The 23,197-nt window shown below is 44.1% G+C and carries 17 protein-coding genes; 7 read left to right on the top strand and 10 right to left on the bottom strand.

The window, feature by feature from the left end:
* Positions 1-64 precede the first annotated feature (64 nt).
* The 4 genes from ACVBIL_RS05005 to ACVBIL_RS05020 all read left to right on the top strand — a co-directional run bounded on the left by ACVBIL_RS05005 (position 65) and on the right by ACVBIL_RS05020 (position 5,956).
* On the top strand, positions 65-2,884 hold the full coding sequence (locus ACVBIL_RS05005; RefSeq protein WP_447165893.1) for an FAD-binding and (Fe-S)-binding domain-containing protein: 2,820 nt from the start codon (positions 65-67) through the stop codon (positions 2,882-2,884).
* Positions 2,885-3,256: 372 nt separating this feature from the next.
* Positions 3,257-4,000 (top strand): (Fe-S)-binding protein, encoded by a 744-nt coding sequence (locus ACVBIL_RS05010; protein WP_447165894.1) that lies wholly within the window; start codon positions 3,257-3,259, stop codon positions 3,998-4,000.
* An 8-nt stretch (positions 4,001-4,008) separates the two neighbouring features.
* Entirely contained in the window at positions 4,009-5,382 is a 1,374-nt protein-coding gene (locus ACVBIL_RS05015) for a lactate utilization protein B (RefSeq protein ID WP_447165895.1), read from the top strand.
* A 4-nt stretch (positions 5,383-5,386) separates the two neighbouring features.
* Entirely contained in the window at positions 5,387-5,956 is a 570-nt protein-coding gene (locus tag ACVBIL_RS05020; RefSeq protein ID WP_447165896.1) for a LutC/YkgG family protein, read from the top strand.
* 104 nt (positions 5,957-6,060) lie between these two features.
* Here ACVBIL_RS05020 and ACVBIL_RS05025 read toward each other — a convergent pair whose 3' ends face one another.
* From ACVBIL_RS05025 to ACVBIL_RS05040, 4 genes are all read right to left on the bottom strand, one after another.
* Complete coding sequence (locus ACVBIL_RS05025) at positions 6,061-7,197, bottom strand: energy transducer TonB (protein WP_447165897.1); 1,137 nt, start codon at positions 7,195-7,197, stop codon at positions 6,061-6,063.
* 227 nt (positions 7,198-7,424) lie between these two features.
* Positions 7,425-8,741 carry an MATE family efflux transporter gene (locus ACVBIL_RS05030; protein ID WP_447165980.1) on the bottom strand — a complete coding sequence of 439 codons (1,317 nt, stop codon included), beginning with the start codon at positions 8,739-8,741 and terminating at the stop codon, positions 7,425-7,427.
* Between the two features lie 182 nt (positions 8,742-8,923).
* Complete coding sequence (locus ACVBIL_RS05035) at positions 8,924-10,018, bottom strand: CobW family GTP-binding protein (RefSeq protein ID WP_447165898.1); 1,095 nt, start codon at positions 10,016-10,018, stop codon at positions 8,924-8,926.
* Positions 10,019-10,275: 257 nt separating this feature from the next.
* Positions 10,276-10,629: a hypothetical protein gene (locus ACVBIL_RS05040; protein WP_447165899.1), complete on the bottom strand. Its 354-nt coding sequence runs from the start codon at positions 10,627-10,629 to the stop codon at positions 10,276-10,278.
* A 279-nt stretch (positions 10,630-10,908) separates the two neighbouring features.
* Between ACVBIL_RS05040 and ACVBIL_RS05045 the strand changes: the two genes are divergently transcribed.
* On the top strand, positions 10,909-12,327 hold the full coding sequence (locus ACVBIL_RS05045) for an endonuclease/exonuclease/phosphatase family protein (protein WP_447165900.1): 1,419 nt from the start codon (positions 10,909-10,911) through the stop codon (positions 12,325-12,327).
* Between the two features lie 123 nt (positions 12,328-12,450).
* Here ACVBIL_RS05045 and ACVBIL_RS05050 read toward each other — a convergent pair whose 3' ends face one another.
* From ACVBIL_RS05050 to ACVBIL_RS05065, 4 genes are all read right to left on the bottom strand, one after another.
* Entirely contained in the window at positions 12,451-12,798 is a 348-nt protein-coding gene (locus ACVBIL_RS05050) for a DUF6176 family protein (RefSeq protein WP_447165901.1), read from the bottom strand.
* 140 nt (positions 12,799-12,938) lie between these two features.
* Positions 12,939-14,276 (bottom strand): DEAD/DEAH box helicase, encoded by a 1,338-nt coding sequence (locus ACVBIL_RS05055; protein ID WP_447165902.1) that lies wholly within the window; start codon positions 14,274-14,276, stop codon positions 12,939-12,941.
* A 102-nt stretch (positions 14,277-14,378) separates the two neighbouring features.
* The gene (locus tag ACVBIL_RS05060) at positions 14,379-17,432 is read right to left on the bottom strand and encodes an EAL domain-containing protein (protein ID WP_447165903.1); all 3,054 of its coding nucleotides are present in this window, start codon (positions 17,430-17,432) and stop codon (positions 14,379-14,381) included.
* 430 nt (positions 17,433-17,862) lie between these two features.
* Positions 17,863-18,303, bottom strand: a complete 441-nt coding sequence (locus tag ACVBIL_RS05065) for an OsmC family protein (protein WP_447165904.1) — start codon at positions 18,301-18,303, stop codon at positions 17,863-17,865.
* A gap of 221 nt (positions 18,304-18,524) precedes the next feature.
* On the opposite strand from ACVBIL_RS05065, the gene ACVBIL_RS05070 reads away from it, so the two are divergent.
* A complete protein-coding gene (locus ACVBIL_RS05070; RefSeq protein ID WP_447165905.1) occupies positions 18,525-19,001 on the top strand; it encodes a thioesterase family protein in 477 nt (158 codons plus the stop codon).
* A 74-nt stretch (positions 19,002-19,075) separates the two neighbouring features.
* Here ACVBIL_RS05070 and ACVBIL_RS05075 read toward each other — a convergent pair whose 3' ends face one another.
* A complete protein-coding gene (locus tag ACVBIL_RS05075; RefSeq protein ID WP_447165906.1) occupies positions 19,076-20,551 on the bottom strand; it encodes a putative bifunctional diguanylate cyclase/phosphodiesterase in 1,476 nt (491 codons plus the stop codon).
* A gap of 122 nt (positions 20,552-20,673) precedes the next feature.
* Positions 20,674-21,516 (bottom strand): HDOD domain-containing protein, encoded by an 843-nt coding sequence (locus tag ACVBIL_RS05080; RefSeq protein ID WP_447165907.1) that lies wholly within the window; start codon positions 21,514-21,516, stop codon positions 20,674-20,676.
* Between the two features lie 287 nt (positions 21,517-21,803).
* On the opposite strand from ACVBIL_RS05080, the gene trhP reads away from it, so the two are divergent.
* Positions 21,804-23,180 carry a prephenate-dependent tRNA uridine(34) hydroxylase TrhP gene (gene trhP, locus ACVBIL_RS05085; protein ID WP_447165908.1) on the top strand — a complete coding sequence of 459 codons (1,377 nt, stop codon included), beginning with the start codon at positions 21,804-21,806 and terminating at the stop codon, positions 23,178-23,180.
* Positions 23,181-23,197 lie beyond the last annotated feature (17 nt).

Below are 23,197 nucleotides of genomic sequence, written 5' to 3' on the forward strand. Positions count from 1 at the left end.
ATATCAGAAAGCCGCTGCTACGGCGGCTTTATCCACTTTAAAATAAGTGTGTGAGATAAAATTAATGTCAATTAATTATGAAGCTGTATTAAGAGATCTACGTAAACAAGTGGGTGAAGACGCCGCTACCAACGATCCTGTTCGCCGTTTTGCTTGGTCAACCGATGCCAGCTACTTTCGTATTGTGCCTGAAATTGTGGTGCATGCCGATACCCTAGAACAAGCCAAACGAACCCTTGCCATTGCCCGTACCTATGGCGCGCCAGTTACCTTTAGAGCCGCAGGCACCAGTCTTTCAGGCCAAGCCATCGGTGAAGGTATTTTGCTTATATTGGGCCATGACGGCTTTAGAACATTAACCGTGAGTGATGACGCCTCAAAAATCACACTGGGCACAGCCGTTATTGGCGCCGATGCCAATGCAGTTTTAAAACCGTTAAACAAGAAGATTGGTCCCGATCCAGCCACACTTGCTGCAGCAAAAATTGGCGGTATCGTTTCAAACAACGCCTCTGGCATGTGTTGTGGTACAGCGCAAAATAGTTATCAAACGATTGCATCGGCCAAACTTTTATTTGCCGATGGCGCTGAACTCGATACCGGTTGTCAAACATCAAAAACTGCATTTAGCCAGTCACACCCACAACTTCTAAAAGATCTTACAGACCTGGCTGAACTGACCCTTAACAACAGCACGCTTGCAGCTAGAATTCGCAAAAAATTCTCTATTAAAAACACCACTGGTTACAGCCTAAATGCCTTAGTTGATTTTGCCGATCCGTTCGAGCTCATAAATCATCTGATTGTGGGCGCGGAAGGTACGCTCGCATTTGTTGAAGAGGTGACTTACTACACAGTGGATGAAGCACGCTTTAAAGCCTCAGCTATGGCTGTATTTTTTAATATGGAAGATGCTGCTAGAGCCATTCCACCTTTGGTTGGCAACAGTGTTGCAGCAGCAGAGCTACTCGACTGGGCATCAATTAGAGCAATAACAGGCAAAGCGGGTATGCCGCTATGGTTGACAGAGTTACCTGAAGGCGCTTGTATCCTACTGATTGAGTCTCGTGCCAACGATAAATCGACTCTCGATAGTTACACTCAAGATGTAATTGCAAAACTTGCTCATATTGAAACCGAGCGCCCTATTATCTTCAGTGACGACCCCGCCGTTTTTGGTCAGTACTGGGCAATGCGCTCAGCGCTGTTCCCAATTATTGGTGGCGAACGCCCTAAAGGCACCTCGGTAATCATCGAAGATGTGGCGTTTGAGCTAGAGCATTTAGCTGCGGCGGCTAACGATTTAACCCTGCTATTCCATAAGCACAATTACCCAGAAGGCGTGATCTATGGTCATGCTCTTGCGGGTAATTTCCACTTTATCATTACGCCAACGTTTAACACTCAAGCTGACATTGAGCGCTTCCACGCCTTTATGCAAGATGTCGCCGAGATGGTGATCAATAAGTACGACGGTTCGATGAAAGCCGAGCACGGCACCGGCCGCGCAGTAGCGCCCTTTGTTGAGATGGAATGGGGCAGTGACGCTTACACCTTGATGAAGCGTATTAAACAGATTTTTGACCCTGAAGGTTTATTAAATCCTGGGGTTATTCTTAACGATGATAACCAAATTCACGTAAAAAACATCAAGCCATGCCCTGTGGTCGATGACTTAGTCGATAAGTGTATCGAGTGTGGTTTCTGTGAAAAGACCTGCCCGACTTCAGCGCTAAATATGTCACCACGTCAACGCATTGCGACTTTACGTGAAATTGAACGTCTTGAGCAGTCTGGTAACAAACAAGCGGCAAGTGAGATGCGCGCCGCAGCCAAGTACGATGTAGTTGATACTTGCGCCGCCTGTCAGCTTTGTACCATCGCCTGCCCAGTCGAAAACAGCATGGGCGAGTTAGTGCGTAAACTCAGAACGCCCTATATCACCACTACTGAACAAAAGGTACTCGATTTTCAAGCCAAGCACTTTGGCGCAGTTAACCAGGTGATCAGCACAGGTTTTGATGTGTTAGGCACCATTCACAAGATCACTGGCAGCGCGGTAACTGGCGCAATAATGAAAGCCGGCCGCGTCGTTTCTAAAGAAGTGCCTTATTGGAATCCTGATTTTCCAAAAGGTGGCAAATTGCCCAAACTTGCCGCGCCGATCCCGGGTCAAGAAACCGTAGTTTACTTCCCAGCTTGCGGTGGACGCACCTTTGGTCCAACACCAAAAGATCCCGATAACCGCACCTTGCCTGAAGTCATTGTCACGCTACTTGAGCGTTCAGGTTACAACGTCATCACTCCTGAGAAGACTCGCGATCTGTGTTGCGGCCAAATGTGGGAGTCAAAAGGTGACTTTAAAAACGCTGACGCTAAGCGTAAAGAGTTAATTGAGGCGGTTGCAGCTATGACTCAGGGCGGTAAGCTGCCGGTGATTATTGATGCGCTTTCTTGTACTTATCGTACACTTTCTGGTGATAAGTCACTGACAGACAAGATTGAAATTGTCGATATGGTTGATTTCATCCATGACAAGCTACTCGATAAGCTCACCATCAACCGCAAAAAGCCTGCTGTCGCTCTGCACTTAGGTTGTAGTGCACGTAAGATGAAACTTGAGCCAAAGATGGAAGCCATTATTGATGCTTGTAGCCAGCAAGTGGTTCGCCCTGCCGGTATCGTTTGCTGTGGTTATGCTGGTGAAAAAGGTCTGTATAAACCAGAAATCAACGCCAGCGCCCTACGTAACATTAAGAAACTGATCCCTGTTGATGTTAGCGAAGGTTACTACGCCAACCGTATGTGCGAAGTGGGCTTAACTCAACATAGCGGTATCTCTTATCGTCACCTCGCCTATCTGTTAGAAGAGTGTACCCGCTAAATAGCGCGACTCTTTAGTTAAAAGTGAGGGGCAGCTTGCCCCTCACTTTTTAATCAAGCTCAATCCGCTCCACTTAACTGCTTAACTGCCTAACCACTTTTAGCTTCCTATATTTCAAACCCAGCAACAAAACTCACTATTAGCCTTATTATACAATCAGATAGCTTATTTTCATTTTTGCAAAAATGCGCAAACTTATTTGCTAAATTAGCACTACTTTTTACAAGGTTATCGGCCTATATTTAATATGTGAATAAATATAGGCGAGTGCCCATTTATAATAAAGTCGGCTTTTTTAGCCGACTTTTATGCGGCTACTTTTTACCGTTAGAAAGTCGCTAACTATGTCTGCAAAATAGAAGAGAAAACACAATGAAGATAGCTCTTTTCATACCGTGTCTAGTAAATCAAATGGTCCCAGAAGTGGGGATCGCTACCTTAGAATTATTAGAAAAACTCGGCCACCAAGTCATACTGCCAAAAGGTCAGACTTGCTGCGGTCAGCCAATGACAAATTCAGGCTGTTATAACGAAGCCAAGAAAACCACCATGAAACTACTCAATGCCTTTAAAGGTGTTGAATGTGATGCCATCGTTTGCCCTGCAGCTTCTTGCCTTGTAGCGGCTAAAGAAAACTTTCATGAGTTTGATACTAGCCCTGAAGCGCTGGCCGTTATCGATAAACTGTATGAATTAACAGAGTTTCTTCACGACATATCTCCTATTCCAGCCTTTAGTAAGCCGTTCCCACATAAAATTAGCTTACAGATGAGCTGCCATGGTATTCGTATGCTCGACTTGGCCACCCCCAGCGAGCAGATGGGCCCACGTATGAATAAGTTTGAAGCCGTACTCGCCGCGATTCCTGAAATAGAGATTGTCTATCCAGATCGCCGCGATGAATGCTGTGGCTTTGGTGGTACTTTTGCCCTAGATGAAGGTGCTGTGTCAGCCAAAATGGGCAAAGATAAGGCGCAGGCTCATGCAGCAACAGGCGCTAAGTATGCCGTTGGATTCGATCCATCTTGCTTACTGCATATCGATGGCATGGTCAGACGGCAGAAACTGCCGATTGAGACTCGCCATATCGCTCAAATCATCAACGCAGCGCTCTAGGAGAAGATATGTCGACTTCAACATCAGCTACTCATGCCCATAAAGCCGAGATCTTCTGTAAAGACGAATCTCGCGTGGATTGGCACTCCAAAGCGCTTTGGATGCTACGAGAAAAGCGTGACCGCGCTGCAGGCAGCCTACCAGAGTGGGAACAACTGCGCCAAATCGGCTCTGAAATGAAACTTCACACGCTGACTCATTTGGCGCAGTATTTAGAAGAGTTTGAGCAGAACTGTCTAAAGAATAATATTAAGGTGCACTGGGCCAAAGATGGCGCTGAGCACAACCGTATCGTGCATGGGATTTTAGCTGAGCATGAGGTTAAAAAGTTAGTAAAGTCTAAATCAATGCTCACCGAAGAGTGCCACATGAATCCATATTTGGAACAGCGTGGCATTGAAGTGATTGATACCGATTTGGGTGAGCGTATTATCCAGCTTGCAGGCCAACCACCATCACACATTGTGGTGCCGGCTATTCATCTGAAAAAAGAGGAAGTGGGCGATCTATTTCACGACAAACTTGGCACTGATGCCGGCGCTTCAGATCCGCTTTACCTAACCCGCGCCGCTCGTGCGCATCTACGTGAGCAGTTTCTGTCAGCCGATGCGGCTATGACAGGGGTTAATATGGCCATTGCCGATAAAGGTGCGGTCGTTGTGTGTACTAACGAAGGTAACGCCGATATGGGCGCTAACTTACCTAAGCTGCAACTGCACTCTATGGGCATAGACAAAATCGTGCCCAATATCGATAGCGCCGCAGTCTTGCTACGCACCTTGGCAAGAAATGCCACGGGTCAGCCGGTCACCACCTACAGCTCTTTTTATCGCGGCCCACAAGATGGCGGTGAGATGCATGTGATTATTGTCGATAACGGCCGTACTGATATGCTGAAAGACAAAATCTTAGCTGAAGCACTTAAATGTATTCGCTGTGGTGGCTGCTTAAATACTTGCCCTGTTTATCGCCGCTCAGGTGGTTATAGCTACAACTACACTATTCCAGGCCCAATCGGCATCGCCGTAGGATCACAGTGTGATGATACCAACTCCATGCCTTGGGCTTGTACCTTGTGTGGCAGCTGCTCTTATGTATGCCCAACTAAGGTGCCACTAGATAAGATCATTCACCATCATCGCCGCCTTAAGGCTGAAGCCGGAAAACTGCCTTATGGTAAAGCCAGTTATATGCCACTCGTGGGCAAATTTATGGCCAGTGAAACCGCACTAAACTGCTCGATGAGTATCGCGCGCACTGCGCTCAACATTTTACCGGGAAGTTTATTAAAGCCTTTCTCAGGCGCTTGGGGCAAATACCGCGAGTTACCAGTGGCACCAGACTCAAGCTTCGAAGCTTGGTTTAAGAAGAACAGAGGATAATAAAATGTCTAGTAAACTCGACATCCTTAACGCGCTAAAGAGCGCAGCTATGGCACCTCAAGCCATGCCGATTATCAATATCGCGCCGCGCATCGATGATTTAGTGGGTCAATTTGAGGCTAGCCTTAATACGGTTGCCGGCACCTTGCACCGCGAAGGCGGTTTAGCTAAGTTGCAGACGCAGGTTGATGCACATATTGCAGAGGGACTGCAGATCATCTCTATGCTTGCTGGTATTAAAGGCAACCGCGAGGTGACCGAGACCGCCCACCAGCTAAGAGATATCGATTATGCGGTGATCCCGGGAGATTTAGGCGTGGCCGAAAACGGGGCTATTTGGGTTAATAACAAAAACCTTGGCCACCGCGTCACGCCCTTTATCTGTGAGAATCTGTTTCTCGTACTAGAGGCAAAAACCATTGTGGCTAACATGCATCAAGCGGCTAGCCGTATTACGTTAGATTCTGGAGAGTTTGGTACTTTTATCGCTGGGCCTTCTAAGACTGCGGATATTGAGCAAGCATTGGTTGTAGGTGCTCATGGTGCGTGTAGCCTTAACGTATATTTGGTTTAGCCTAACCAGCATTATGCAGATTCAAAAAAGCCCTAATTGATATTAGGGCTTTGCTTTACCTATTGCAGAAAGCGATATACGCACTGATTAGAATTACTTTACCCTTATCTTTTCTCGATATAGTACTCTAACTGGACTTTCACCTCTTTGGCTTCAACGGCTTTTCCATCAACAAACTTAGGCGCATAACGCCATTGCTTTAACGCTATCAGTGATTCTGTTTCAAACTTGCTACCACCGTTAGACTCTATCACTACAACATCCTTAACAAAGCCCATTTTATCTATGGTAAAGCTCATATTCGTGTTACCGTTTTTTCTTGCTTTCAAATAAGAAAGCGGGTAATCAGGGTGCTTCCTAAACAGTGGCGTCGGCTCAATATCCTCTTTCCACGGCTTCATATTACCAATCGCGATACAGTGTTGAGTTGATTTTTCACTTTCGCCATCAAGCTCATAAATCTGTACTAGCTTGGCATGAGCTGCCAACTCATACGGGTGATTATAATCAAGCTTTTGAAATTGTGTGATAACGCCTAAAAATAGCGCTTCAGCTTCATCATAATCTTTCTCTGCAAAGCGTACGTTACCAACCCTAAAGCTAGTGAGTACGCGCTTCATTGCATTTTCAGGCAATAATTCACTGTAAGCTTCTTGTGCATCAAAAGCGTAATTACGCACTTTGCGGGTGTAATAAGATGAGTTAACCAAACGTTCAAAATAGGCCATTTTGGTATCGGCGATTAACATTGCATCGTCAGAGTCCTCGGCAATATCTAAGGCATCAGCCAAAAACTCACGAGCATATTTTTGACTGCTGGCATCACTTAGACCCAAAAGTGGATCAATGAGCTCTATAGCCTCTTCACCATAATGCTTACTGTAGATCTTTAATGTCTCTTCAAACAAGCCATATGCCTGAGGCTGACGCGTTTTCGGTTGAGCTTTGACCTGCTCCTCAAAGGTTTGTTTAGGCATATTTGCGATTAATGCGTTACCTGCATTTAATGCTAGTGTGGCGCTATTAATGTTATCGGCACCAAACTTTGCCTTGCCTAGCTCATAAGACTGCAATGCATAAAGCTCTATTTCTGATTGATTCTCAGCGGTGACTGCAGCTTTATAAGCTGAATAAGCATCACTAAATTCTGAAGCGAAAACAGGTGAGCAAAAGCTGACTGCGGTTGTAAAAACAGCCGCGAATATAATATTACGCTTATTAGCACTCGGCTTTGTAAACATGAAAAATCCTTGTTTCATTATAAATTGAGATATGCGTTCTACAAATGCTACAGCTTTATCCGTACCATTTTGAGTGCTGAACAAGCCACGACACTTGCATCATATTTGCAGCAAAATTAACACACCAGCAATGCAAGCTCAATGACTGAGCAAGCAACTTGCCTTTATAGCACGAGTAACTTAGTCCCAACCCTCGGCATAAAACATCATATTTAATATATAAAGATTTAGGCCAATAGCTTATTGTGGGTTCGTTTCATAATCCATGCCATCCAAATGACTAAAATCGTGCTGCAAGTCGCCAATGAAACCCACACACCTGTGACGCCAAAAGCCCAAGCAAATAGATATAAAATGGCAGCGAACAGGATCAGTTTTGCGCCCGTTAAAATAGATGCTTCTTTGGAGTAGTTAATCGCTTGGAAGAAAGATGCGCCAACAAGCAATAAGCCTTCCATCGGTAAGCCCCAGAAGTACCAACGCATTCCTTCGGTTGCTATCGGCGTGAGCAAGACATTATCACCAGCAAAAATATACACAAACAATTGCGGTACCGAATAGATAAAGATAAGCCCTAACGCTGCACAAACTAAGGTCACTGAAAAGGCCATCTTCAGTGCTTGTTTCACCCTATCAAAGCGCTTTGCGCCCGCGTTAAAGCTGAGAATAGGCTGCACGCCAAAAGCGATGCCCTCAAATAATAGGTAGAAGAAGGCTTCGGTATAACTCACCACACCAAATGCCGCCACGTGCAGCGGCGTGCCCACAGCCAGAAATGCCACATTGTGTAGGGTTAACACCACGGTCAGGTACATATTCATTAAAAAGCTTGGCGTGCCAACCCGGATAATATTGATGCAGTGATCCCACTTAAGCTTCATCTGCTCAAGGTTAATGCCAATTTCGGTTCGACTCGAAAAAAAGTGCTGCAAACACAGTGCGCCAGTAACGGCTTGGGAAATCATGGTCGCTATCGCCGCGCCCATTAACCCATAGGGGAACACTACGATTAACAACCAATCTAGTACCGTATTGAGCACACCACCTAAGATTAAAACTAAAGTTACAAATCCGGGACGACCATCATTTCGCAGTAATGTAGTGAACGCCATCGACACAATGGGGAATGTGCCTAAGGCAAAATACCAAAACAGATAATCATCGGCACTGCGCAGAACCTCTCCCTCAGCGCCTAGCATCACGAGGATATCTTTAGAGAAGTAACAGCCTAATACTGTAGCAATCAGTCCCGATATCAAACACAAACTGAACGTATTCCCCAATATTTTCCGTGCAATATGGGGCTCACCTTGCCCCTGATGGATTGATACTAACGCTGCGCCGCCCATGCCCAGTGTCGCCCCTATCGCATAAAGCACTGCGGCTATCGGGTAGGCTAAGATCATGCCCGCTAGACCAACCTCACCCAAGTAGTGGCCAATAAACATGCCGTCAATGGTGACGTAAATACCTGTTACTAACATGGATAAAATAGTTGGAATACTATAGCGCCAAAATAGCTTAGCGATAGGCTCCGTCACCATAGGTGAATCCAGCCCCTTTCGTGCAGGTTCTGCTGCCGTTATCGTCGCTTGAGTCATGAGTTTTCTCTAATTATTATTGTTCTTATTAGAATTGGGACTATTATTGATATTTGCCATTGAGAGGCTCAATATTGAGTCTTATCGCTCGCCTCTAAAGCCATACTTTTCATAACCGCTAGCTTCTAACCGTTAAGTCGCATCGATGTGCTTAATAACGCGGATTCAATATCTGTTGATTCAATGGGTGACATAGACAATAGCTCAATCCGAGAGTCCATCGCATCGTCAAGCTCAACAATTGATAACTCACCGTCGACACCATTAAAGCCTGCAATTCCCTCTTCGGTGATCATCACAGCTTTTACCCGTGCAAACTGTAGATTTTTGATTAGGGCTAGCAACTGGTCAAAATCAAACTCGTAGCTTGGGTCAAACACCCAGCCGCAACTATAGAAACCATCGCCGTGATTGGTTTTACATAAGATCCCGCGGCTATCAAACTCAATATACTCGACAGCTTCTGGCTCAGCAAACAGCGGGCTATAACTCATATCCATAAGCCGAGGCGCTTTAACTAACGACGGATCTGGCGCGATTATTACCTGTGGCTTTGATGGTTCTGTGTATTGGTGTGGCAGTGACAACAACGCCATAATCGATTTGCTTTGCGCATCCGCTTGCTTAAGACTCCAGCAAATGACTGGAACATTTAAAGGCGTATCTCGATCCGTTTTCACGCCCCTTAATGCTGATAGATAATCAGCTAACGACTCGAGTAAAGCATTTTGATAACAATCCGACTTACTCGCAAGCACCACATCGGCAACCTGTAATTGCTGATTAAAAATCTCATGCTCGGTATAGCGACTATCATCAAGCTTTCTTGCATCCACCAAGGTCACACAGGCCTTCATCGACAAAACTTGCTGATAATGTGGCTGGGTCAACACCTTTAGCACCTCTTGAGGATGACCTAATCCCGTAGGTTCTATCAATAACCTATCGGGTTTTGCCTTGGCAATTAACTGATTAATGGCCACCTGCATTGGCAAGCCTGCCGCGCAGCACATACAGCCCCCCGCCACTTCTTTAATCTGTACCTGTTGTTTGTTGTTATCGAGTAAACCGGCATCGATACCTATCTCGCCAAACTCATTCACCAAAACAGCCCACACTTCCCCCTCTGGCTTATTCAGCAACAGATTTTTAATGAAGGAAGTCTTACCAACACCTAAAAAACCAGTGATCACATTTGTAGGAATAATTTTTTGGATCATGACGTTATCTCAGTGTTTACAATAGCCAAAGATTCTAATCGCTAATAGGCTTGAATGTCACGCCATCCCAGCCATTAGCATCAATATATGATGAGACAAATTGGACAAAACTCAGTCGGAACAAGTGGCGTATACTATGTTGATTATAGGGAATATCAGCGACAGGCCGCTGGAGTGGCACTAGTTTATATCGAGAAAACGAATATGAGTCCCACTCTGACAACTAAAAGTACTGAGGCTGGCACTGTATTTGTTTTTTACTCAACTAAACGATTATCGATATAACGTTTATCAATATAATCGCACCATAAATCAGAATTCAAACTGGGATTAGATTCATTGCCTCGGATCCCTAATTTAAACTCTACCACCGAGCGCCACTCCATTGAGCCGATATCGGGTCCATGCCCCTCACCGTCTCCAGTGATAATTTGCTGTTCGACCTTTTCAAACCAAGCATGATCGCAACCTTGGGTGTCAGACTGAATATACACACCACTCCCGTCATCTAAATTAATGCTTTTATCTGCTGCACTTGTCGATGCTAATTGAGTGCAGCCACATAATAAAACAGCAGCAATGCTGATGTTTCCTTGTAAAAGTTTGTTCACTTATATCCACTCCCATTTTCAACGTGCCATTACAATATCAAATCATAGCCATCTTAAAAACAACTTAAGATACAGCAAAATAACCATGTTCTAACACCCCACCGCAAACAACAACAAACCAACGGCCGCGCAACATGGCGGCAACTTACGATGATAAAGCCAGCACTTAAACGCAACTTCACCGAGATTCATGTTCATGCAATGTACAGCTGTATAGAATACCAGCGAAGCTCAACTAAGTGAGCTCGTTATTATAATTACAATTGATGGGTCAAAAACATGAAATTACTTAAAACTGCAGCCGCTGCTGCCATTACCGTTGCGCTTTTAGCGGGCTGTAATGACGAAACTAATAACTACTATCCAACAGAGCCTACACCAGATCCAATTCCACCAGTAGAAAGAGACGGCCGTATTGCCGCTTATAACTTGTCCTTTGATCGCAGCAGCTACGAGCAACTTGTCGCCGAGATGTCACTGAGCGTTGAAGATCAAACTGAACTTATGGATAAGTGGTTTGCTGGTACCTTAACGGACGAAGAAAAAGCCGTTGCAGAGAAGGTTATCCAAATTCGTAACGTTGCAGCCGTAATCCAAACTGAACGCCCTGCGGTATTGATGATGGGTGAGTTTAATAACGACGGTACTGGCGAAAATCAAGATGCAATGGTTGGCTTCCGCTTAAACTACTTATCTGTACCGCAAAATGGCCTTGGCGGAACTTCTGACGAAAAGAAGATGCTTGAGCCTATCCAGTTCGGTTACTCACAAACATTTGCGACTAACACTGGTCTGCTAAGTGAGTTTGATTTAGACCGTAATGGTAAAGTTGCATTACCAGGTGATGCTTGGGGCTTTGGTTTCTACCACGGTCAATATGCGTTTGGTCTAATTTCAATGTACCCAATCGACACCGCTAACATCCGTACTTTCCAAGACTTTAAATGGAAGGACATGCCAGGCGAAAAGAATCCTACTATCGTTAATTGCGACGATGATAAGAACCCTATTCCTGAAGGCATGAAGTGTGGTGATGAGTGGTACACAGCCGAAGCGTGGGCAGAAAAACCATTATCTTCAAAAAACCATGTCGATGTTCCAGTTTTAATCCCGACGGCTGACGGCGAGACCAAGACGGTTCACTTATTACTGTCTCACCCAACACCACCGGTATTTGATACAGTTACCAAAAATAACGTATTACTTAACAGCGCTGAAGTCGCATTTTGGAATGACTACACTGCGGGTAAAGGCTACATGTATGACGATAAAGGCCAGAAAGGTGGCTTAGCGTCAGATGCATCATTTGTGGTCATGGGTGATCTTAACGCCGATCCTGTTGATGGTGATGGCTTAACCAAAACGATTGCAGATTTCTTAGATAGCGATCAAGTCAACCAAAATGCAACGTTAGGTGTTTATACGCCAAGCAGCTTAGGTGCTGACGAGTGCTTTGCAAATGGTGAGTGTGGCGATTGGGGCAAAGGCAGCCCACAATATGTAACCAGCACATTTGGTCTTCGTGTCGACTATGTGATCCCATCAAGCGACCTAAACATTGTTGACTCTGGTGTATTCTGGCCAGCAACTTTCGAAGAGGGTCGTTTATTAGTGAATGATGAGCGTGTAGGCAAATACGGCAACGGCAAAGATATTTCTTCTGATCACCGCCTAGTATGGATCAAAGCTGAATTCTAATTGAGTCTGTAATTGCTGATTGGCTAGCAATTACACCTTAGACTAATAAAATATAAAACGTGCAGTCGAGTTTATTTACTGCACGTTTTTTTATGCTTCTTCACCGATTAATTGAAATTACAACTAAATAGAAAATTGCATCGACGAGTTAAAACAAGCGGTTGCATCAATGTCAGAATAAGGTTCATTCACCCAGCACTCTTGCCTAAACTTCTCATAAACCTCTCTAAATGGTGTATGGAGTAGCGCCGATTCGTCCAGCATTATCTTAGAAAAGTCTACCGACTTTATCACGATGTAAATATGCTCATGATCTCGAGTTGATTCATAGAAAACACTGTCCCAATAATAGCCTTTTTGACCCATCTCACTCTTAGGGAATTCAATATTTTCACGCATATAGCAGATCAAATTGTCTAGCTTTTCTCTAGAGCCAAGCTTAAGTTTTATCTTCAATAATTTAGATTCCATTCTTACCTCATCAAAAGCGCTGAGACTTTCTTTATATTTTCACTTCCTGTTGCAAAGACAAACTTTAGCCCATAAAAAAGTGAACATTCTAGCGCTAGATATGTTCACTTTAAATTAGAGTAAATTATGCAATATGTGCACTATTTCTTAGCTTTATCCTTCGAGCGACCGTAACTACTTTTTCCTGAGGTTGCGCCGCGAATATTGCTTTTCCCTACTGCGTTTTTTGCAGTACGGTTTTTATCTTCATACTTACGCTTATTGTGGCCTTTTTCTTTAACAGGTTTTGCCACAACATCACGATAACGAGCAGGTAGCGGTGCGCCCTCTTCATAGCCAGGCATAGTGAGCTTTGGCAATGTCTGCTCGATTAACAATTCTATCTCTTGCAACATTTCTCTGTCTTGTGGTGATACAAACGAAATCGCACGGCCAGCTAAACCGGCACGGCCTGTACGACCAACTCGATGTACATAGTCTTCTGCTGCGAAAGGCAGCTCAAAGTTAATCACTAACGGTAATGCTTCGATATCTAGGCCACGCGCGGCAACGTCTGTAGCGACCATAACGCGTAACAGACCTGACTTAAACTCGTCTAATGCACGGTTTCTCGCGCCTTGGGTTTTCTCACCATGGAACACTGAATTTTTTACGCCATCAAGCTTGAGCTCTGCATGTAAATGTTCAGCGCTTTCGCGCGTACTGACAAACACCAATACTTGCTGCCAGTTATTTCGGCCAATAAGCTCTGATAACAGCTCCGATTTTCGGCGGGTATCAACCAAATAAACTTCTTGGGTGATAAGACTTGCAGTAGCCGATGTCGCCACATTGATCCACTCTGGCGCGACAAGCATTTTCTCGGCTAAGGTCTTAACGGCATCACTGTATGTAGCAGAGAAAAATAGTGTTTGGTGCCTTGCTGCCACCAGCTTTTTAACTTTTTCTATATCACGTACAAAGCCCATATCTAGCATACGGTCAGCTTCATCAACAACCAGATGAGTGACGTTCGACAAATCTAAACCAAACTGACCAATATGGTCGAATAGACGTCCGGGCGTCGCCACTAAAATATCGACACCCGCTTGCAGCGCTTTGCGCTGTGGGTTCATATTTGAACCACCGTAAACAGCGGTCGTCTTGAAAGGCAAAAACTGTGCGTAAGCTGAGATATTGTCTGCAACTTGAATCGCAAGCTCACGAGTAGGTGTTAACACTAACACCTTTACTTTAGATTGATGCTCAAGCTCAGAGTCTGAGTCACTAAAAAGATTATATTCCTTAATCAATCTATTGAGCAGCGGCAGGGCGAAAGCGGCAGTTTTACCTGTGCCCGTTTGCGCACAGGCCATCACATCTTTACCTTCCATGGCAACGGGTAATACCTGCAATTGAACTTGAGTCAATTGCAGGTAACCACGCGCAGAAACTGCATCTAAAATTTTGGAGTGTAAATCGAATGCATCAAAGTTCATGGTCGGCTCAATAGTGGTGATAAATAGAGAAGGAATAAAAGTGAGCGCGGAGTCTAGCAAAATACCGCGTCAGATAATACCAATCAAAATAAATAGCCGAGATCAAGCCGTACTCTTCACGATGACGTTATTGTTGGTCTCGATAAAAGCCTGCTCAAACTCTTCAACCGGAACAGGTCTTGAGAACAGGTACCCTTGGCCATAATCACAGCCAGCATCGGTCAACACTTTACGTTGATAGTCGGTCTCAACCCCTTCTGCAATGACTTTCATTCCCAGTTTATGAGCCATAACGATAATGGCTTCGCACAAAGTAAAGTCGTCATTACTGCTGTCTAAGTTTCGGGTAAAGGATTGGTCAATTTTCAAATAATCTATTTCAAACTTTTTAAGGTATGCCAGCGAAGAGTATCCGGTACCAAAATCATCCAACGAGACCTGCATGCCAGACTCTCTATATTGCGCCAACTTTGAAGATATGGCGCTACTGCCATCCAGTAATAGACCCTCGGTGATTTCAATACAGATATTATTATTAGTTAACCCTAAGGTATTAAGCAGTGCGACCCAAGACTCAAAGCTATCCCCTTCGTCTCTAAACTGCACCGGAGATTTATTAATACTTATCTGCACATTTACGCCGAATCTATCGCGCCATAAAGCACTTTGTCTTGCCGCTTGATGGAATACCCAATTACCAATATCAATAATGAGCCCCGTTTCTTCGGCAACAGAAATAAACTCTATTGGTGACACGAGTCCCCGCTTAGGGTGTCGCCAACGGATCAAGGCTTCGGCTTTTATCCCCTCGCTTCCTTTTAAGCAGACAATAGGCTGATAATAAAGCTCAAACTCATGGTTTGTAATTGCATGACGTAGATCTTGAATCAAGCGCATTCTATGTTTCGCGTAACGTTGCATCGAGGGGGTAAAGTAATGGAATCGATTTCGCCCCTCATCTTTGGCTGCGTACATCGCCTGATCGGCGTGCTTTAACAAGCCATCAATGGTGGCTGCGTCATCGGGATACAGAGTAATACCAATACTGGCACTAATATAGGCGGTCTCTTCGCCTAAGCTGTAGGGCTCTGCAATTCGCGTTAATATATGTTTCGCAACCTTATCGACCCCTTTAATATCGGTAATACCAGACAATACCACCGTAAATTCATCACCACCCAATCGGGCAACGACATCGCTCTCTCTGATGCAAGCTTTAAGACGTTTGGCCGCTTCAGATAGCAGCATGTCTCCCATGTCATGGCCTAAGGTATCGTTCACCTCTTTAAAGTAGTCCAAGTCGATGAACATTAGCGCAAAGTGTTGTTCGCGACTGTCTGACTTCATGATCTCAGCGTTAAGGTAATCGAGCAACATGCGCCGATTAGGTAGCCCAGTTAATGGGTCATAATTTGCCTGCTTCCAAATGATCTGTTCAGCTTGTTTTTTATCTGTGATATCTGAAAACAGTGCCACCCGACGTTGGGTCTGTGCCTTAGCATCAAACAATGAATTTAGTGTTAACCAAACCACAAACTCTTCACCACTTTTGCGCCTAAGCCACACCTCTCCTTGCCAACGCCCGACTTGCTCTATCGCTACGCTCATCTGTCTATAAGTATTACGGTTATTGCGGTTACACTGTAGAACTTTGATATTTTGGTTCTTAATTTCCGCCTCGCTGTAGCCCGTAATATCAGTAAATGCCGCATTCGTGTTGATAATAAAGCCTTGTTCATCTTGAACGCTCATCGCTTCACTGCTGTTGTTATACACCGACGCCGCGAGCTTTAGTGACTCTTCTACCTGCTTTCTATCGGTTATATCGGTATGTATGCCACACATTCTTACCGGACGACCGCTGTCATCACGTGCCATCACTTTACCAGTATCAAGGATCCATAAGGTTTCGTTATTTTGGTTGTGAATACGGTATTCCGCTTTATATTGTTCCGTTTCACCATTTAGATGCGCATCAATGGACTTTAATACCGCGACTCGGTCTTCAGCATGAATAGCATTAACCCAACGCTTAGGCTCTCGGCTCAAGGTCTCGAAGTCACAACCTAACAGCTCAGCACAATGTTCATTGCGCTCTATGATGTCATGCCGAATATCCCAATCCCAAAACCCTAGCTCGCTACTCGCCAGCACTAAGCCCAACTGCTCTTGACTGGCAAGCTTTCCCAATTCGGCTTCTTTTTGTAAGGTGCGATTGAGTAACCCTGTAATCACCAACTCAACTTTAGACTGCGCTCTTTGGCAGGCAACCGTCATATGGGTGTAAACGATGGTCTCATCTTTTGAGTAAAGGCGAATGTCGAGCTCAAACTCGTTAATTTCACCGTCCAGCATCTGATTAAAGTAATGCTTATAGAGATGAAAATCCTGCGATAACATCAGTTCAGGCCAAGATAAACTCAATAATTCTTGTTCGGTATATTTAAGCATCTCACAGAGGTTAGGGTTCACCTTAATCCATTGATAACCTTTATCGGTTATGGCTATCCCCATGTTGCCAGCCTGGAAGTGTGACTTAAATAACAGGTGATCCTGTAGCTTAATTTTTTGATCGCGCGCGATTTCTATACGTCGTGACAATAGCATGCCAAGTATTGCTGTCGTGAAAGGAAAGATAACCAGAAAAGGAAGAGTGATCTGTTGTAATAAACTGATCGCCATCTCTGCGGGCATAGTCAGCCCCCAAAGTAAAATAATACAGTTTGTGACGAGACCAAAGGCAAACAACTCACTAAAATTTATATCACTTATTGGACCGTTACGATATCTACGCCACAAGTAACCCATAAGGCCCGCTGTTACTATAGTGCCGATCCCGGGCCATACCGCAATGCCGCCTTCCACTAATCGATATAAACTGCTAATAACAACTGCGACTAAAGTTGGGACTCCGCCAAAAAAAAGACCACAAATACTTAAAATAACGCTTCTAGCATCAAAGAAAACGCCTTCACTGTGCTGCCAGGGCATTAACATGATGGAAATGGTGATAACAGAAACCAGCAGACCTATGCCCACCCGCCACATAATGTCTAGTTCTCGCTTATTACTTCGAGGAAAAGCGTCATACACAAGCACAATGGCCAATAACAATGCGGCATTTTGAATAAAAGAAAGAGTTAAATCTTGATCCATAAGAAATTATTCGTCCTTGAAAAAAGTCACACTGGAATGCGCCTGATTAACTAACCGTGTTCATCAGTACTACCTTAACCTAAGCTGTAACCTTCTATCAAACTGAATGTCCCTAGGTAAAAGCGTTGAATTCAAATGTTTTTATATAAGATAGACAAAAAACAACCAAGATTCAAAGTCTGGATAATCCTATATCTGCACTTGATTCTACATTGAATGGGACTTTTCGAGGTATTACCAGATTTAGCCGTTGTCAAAATCAAAGTTAAAATCAAAGTTAAAATCAGAGTCAAAACGAATAAAAGTATACTGCTAACTTGCTGGGATTAGGATCTTTCGTCTGTATAAGTGGCTGGCGCCTAAGCGCTACAATATGGATAAACAGCGGCAATAGATAAGTCTGCAGGCTCGCTAGCGAGCCTGCCAGTCATTAGAAGACTTGATGATTGACTAACGTGGGTTTAAGTAGGTTATCGTGTACAGGGCAACGATGGCACACAGTATCGAGAAATTGTGCTTTATGCTCGTTTGATAGTTGCTCACCATTGATAAATGCGTCGACTTCAACCTTGATATCAATATGCTTAAAGCCTACCGGGTCTTCTGAGTCTTGCCCCAATAAACCCGCAGTATTTAACAGTGCCTGAACCGACACATCAAATTGTTTAAGGGTGATTTTCTGTTCTCTTGCAACCATTTTCGCGATAGTAGAAATACAGCCCGCTAATGAAAAAACAAATGTCTCTAAGGGGTTAGCGCCTTCATTGCCCGCTGTTGGTTGATCTATCACAAGTAGGTGCTCTCTCACTTGGCTAGTGATTTTCCAGCCTTCACCCATGTGTGTTTTTAGTTCAATGATCTTCTCTGCCATTTTAATACCACTCCATTAGACTGCTTTCAATGAGACTGCTTTCAATGAGACTTCTTTCAATAAGTCTTTTTTCAATAAGATTATTCTAATGGATATTTTACTAAAAACTCAAATTTAACTCACAATTTGTACATTTAACGAGTTTATCCCTAAGCACGCTTAGGGCTATGTTAAGCTGAGACATAAATACCCTATAGCGACAAATACAAAGCAAAATCACTATGTCACAGCCTAATACCCTACATTCAAAAATTACTGACGCTAAGTCTATCCAGCAAAGTAAAACCTATCACTTTCCTGTACAGATCTATTACGAAGACACCGATTTTTCAGGCGTGGTTTATCACCCAAATTTTTTAAAGTACTTTGAGCGCGCTCGCGAACATGTGATTGGCGCAAAGAGCTTAGCAAGCTTATGGGATGAACATGACTTGGGTTTTGCTGTGTATCGTAGCGATATGCTCTGCCATGATGGTGTTGAATTTGCCGATATTATTGATATTCGCACCAAGTTTTACTTCGAAAGCAAGTATCGTACTGTATGGCTACAGGAGATCTGGCGACCAAATGGTAAGAAACCTGCGGTAACAGCCCAGATTGAAATGATATGTATGAACAAGAAGCGTCAACTTAGCCCAATGCCACAGCGATTAATTGAGCGCTTAGGAGAGGCCTTTTCTGAGCCCGTTATCTTTTAGCGGCCTTATCTCTTGTAAACAATCAAGGTGGGCCATTATCCAACCCCCACCTTGATTAATTCAAGAGTGTATCACTAACCCATACCGCTTAATTTTGGCCAGCGTATTTCAAGATCTTTAGGTTTCAATGGCCTGGAAAAAATATCGCCTTGAATTTTATCCACTCCCATCCCTAAAAGTAATTGCAAAATATCTTCGGTTTCAACACCTTCTACAGTCACTTTAAAACCAAGTCCTTTAGCTAAACGAATACTGGTATCCATAATGTGCCTAGCACGACCATCGATTTCCAAATCATCCAAAAATGCTTTATCTATCTTCACTTCATCAACGGGTAGATACTTAAGATAAGCCAAGGACGAGTGACCCGTACCAAAATCATCAATCGCTACATCGACGCCAAGACGGCGTAAATCGTTAATGGTTGCAATCGCCCCATCAAGATCTTGCATCAATTTACTTTCGGTGATTTCAATCGATATCGAACTTGCCTCGAGTTGATACTGCTCTAGCCTGGCCTCTATACCTGCTATCAAAGATGCACTGCGCAGATCTTGAGTCGACAAGTTTACGGCCACTTGTAGCTTAATCTCGTTTTGTTGCCAGCGTGCCTGTTGGGCAAACACCTCATCGAGTACCCATTGGCTGACAATATTAATCATCCCCGAATACTCCGCAAGAGGAATAAACTCCGCAGGTGAAATGCTCCCCAACTGTGGATGCTGCCAACGCATTAATGCCTCAACTTGCTGGCAATCTCCTTTAGGGAAACTTTGCTTTGGCTGATAAACCATGTAGAGCTCGCCATCACGTAACGCCTTAGCGAGGCTATTGATAATAGACACTTCCCGGATCTGTACCGCATCGTCACCGAGGAGATATTCAGATAGCGCCTCATCATGAGTCTTGGCTTTTTTAAGCGCTAAATCGAGCCTGCGTAACATAGTACTAATATCACTATGAAACGGCTCTAAAGCTAGATGCCCCAACTGTACTCGAGTGGTAATCATACTGCCAAAAATATCATAGGGAAGTTGTAGCTTATCGATAAGCTGTAGCAACTGTTGTTGCGACCTCGCAGCGGTGAAATAGATAAGAAATTCATCTTCATTCATTCTGGCTATCAAAGAGCCGTCGGGTGATAGGTCTTTGACCCTAGCTGCCATCTGTTTTAATAACTCATCACCAAAATTAAATCCAAATAGGTCATTCACATATCGAAAGCGATAAATATCGAGAAGAACCAGGCTACCTTTGTCGAGCGGCATTAATTCGGCCATTTTTCGTTTCATGCTTAAGCGATTATCAAGCTCAGTCAGTTTATCACTCTCGGCTTGCTGGCTTTGAGTATGTAACTGCTCCACTGCATCAGTTAACCCACTCAAAAGTGCCGATAAAGAAGTATTAGGGGGGAAAGAGATACCGTACAGCTTAAACGACTCAAGTAACTGTTCAACAAAGTGGCGAAGCTTTTGCTGCCGCCAGAGTGCGCATACCAATAAAATGAGTAGCAACAAACATACAGCAACAATCATCCAAAAACTGTCCATCAATGAGTACTTTAACCGTTATTATGTCTCGACTTATTCAGTTATAAACTATAGCGCCTAGTAACACCAACGCAACTACGCACTATAGCTGTAGTTTTTAACGGCAAGGTAACAGGTGGCTGTTATTCGTAACTCGCTTTAATCGATTGATACACCTCGATAAAGCGTTCATCCGTTAACTCTTCACTCGATACGGGTAAACCACGTTCAATGAACACCGCCATTCTTTGCTCTAAGTCCGCTCCCGCTCTTAACTCTCCGGTATAAAATGCAGCAGCTCGAATAAAGTCTAAATAACTGACTTTATCTGCGGTATATGTCAAATCCGCCCAACGTTCTACCACTTGCATAACATCGGGTGAAAATTCCCAGCTTTTTAGTACCGCTCGTCCTAATGGACCTTGCAGTTTTTTCACTAAGGCTCGCAACATTTCTATGCTATCAAATAGCTCAGGCTGCGCCTCTGCCTCAGTCAGTACCGGCAACGCACCAATGTTATGCACCAGACCTGCTAATGTCATAGTGTCGAAGTTTAGCTTGCAGCCTGGATTGTTAGCATTATAAACCTGCAACATCGCGCACGCGGCGGCTGTGACATCAATGGATGAACTCCATACCTCATCCATCACTTCCCACACCATTTGATTGGTGGAGATAAACAGCTGCTCCATCGCAATTGATGTCACAATAGATTTAATCTGAGTTAACCCAATACGATTAATTGCCGCATTAACGTTTTCAGCTGGGATGCCACGGCTATACATAGCACTATTCGCGATACGGATCACCCGCGCAGAAATCGCCGCGTCCTGACCAATAATACTCGCGACATCTTTTAGACTAACATCTTCTTTTCCAACCACTTCTTGCACTCGCATTGCCACTTCAGGCAAGGTCGGTAAAACTAAGACGTCTGACTTCAATTTCTTCAATAAACCAACTAATACTTGATGCTCTGTAGACATCTCAACTCCCTTATTACTCGTATTAATTTGCAGCAAATCGAGTATATCAGTAGAACGCTTTGAGGTGCGTGCAAAAAGGCATTAATGGGTCAATACTTAGTCAAGTGGCAAGATTAAGATAAAAATGACTAAAAAATGATAAGGCGATCACAAGATTTTATAATAAACGACTCAGATCGACCCAAAGCCACTTATTATATGCGGCTGACTTTCTTGCATTAGCACACCCGCATTAAGTAAAATGCGCGCCGATTGTCGAATCCTTATCCGTTAACAGAGAAGCTATTATGTTTAAACCTGAGCTATTGTCCCCTGCTGGTACATTAAAAAATATGCGTTACGCCTTTGCCTATGGCGCCGATGCTGTTTATGCAGGCCAGCCTAGATATAGTCTTCGCGTGCGTAATAACGACTTTAAAATGGAAAATTTGGCAGCGGGTATTAAGGAAGCTCACAGCTTAAACAAGAAACTTTATGTGGTAAGCAACATTGCGCCGCATAACGCTAAGCTAAAGACTTATATCAAAGATATGGAGCCTGTGGTTGCTATGCAACCCGATGCGTTAATCATGTCAGATCCAGGTCTTATCATGATGGTGCGCGAAGCGTTTCCTGATCAAGTGGTACATTTATCCGTTCAAGCCAACGCCATTAACTGGGCATCGGTTAAGTTCTGGGAGTCGCAAGGCATCAAGCGTGTCATTTTATCTCGTGAACTATCACTGGATGAAATCGAAGAAATTCGACAACGCTGCCCAGATATCGAGTTAGAAGTTTTCGTACACGGCGCACTATGCATGGCTTATTCAGGCCGTTGTCTATTGTCTGGTTACATCAACAAGCGTGATCCTAACCAAGGTACGTGCACCAATGCTTGCCGCTGGAAGTACGATGTACATGAAGCGCAGCAAACAGAATCAGGTGATATTGTTGCCGTTAATCCAGGTGTGCAAATTGAAACGCCAACATTAGGTGCAGGCCAGCCTTCTGATCAGATCGTGTTATTACAAGAAGCCGGACGTCCTGGTGAATACATGCCAGCGTTTGAAGATGAACATGGTACTTACATCATGAACTCTAAGGATCTGCGCGCGATTCAGCACGTTGAACGCTTAACTAAGATGGGCGTAAATTCACTGAAAATTGAAGGTCGTACTAAGTCTTTCTACTATGTTGCTCGTACCGCGCAGCTTTATCGTCAAGCGATTGAAGATGCCGCTGCAGGTAAAGACTTTGACCGTACCTTGATGCATAACCTAGAAGGTTTAGCGCACAGAGGTTACACCGAAGGTTTCTTACGCCGTCACGTGCATGATGAATACCAAAACTATGATTATGGCTATTCAATTAGCGATACTCAGCAGTTTGTGGGTGAGTTTACCGGCGTTCGTAATGAAGCGGGGCTTGCTGAAATTGACGTGAAGAACAAGTTCCTTGTTGGTGATAGCGTTGAGGTGATGACGCCACAAGGCAACCTAACAATGAATGTTGATAGCCTAATTAACCGTAAAGGTGAAAGTGTTGAAGCCGGTCTGGGTTCAGGTCACTTTGTATTCCTAGACGTGCCTGCTGGCGTTGAATTAGACAAAGCCGTATTACTGCGTAACTTGCCACAAGGCCAAGATACCCGTAACCCGCATCAACCAACGGTTACGCCTGCTTAAGACTCAAAGTAATAAAG

It is taken from the genome of Shewanella sp. 125m-7 (assembly GCF_052977045.1).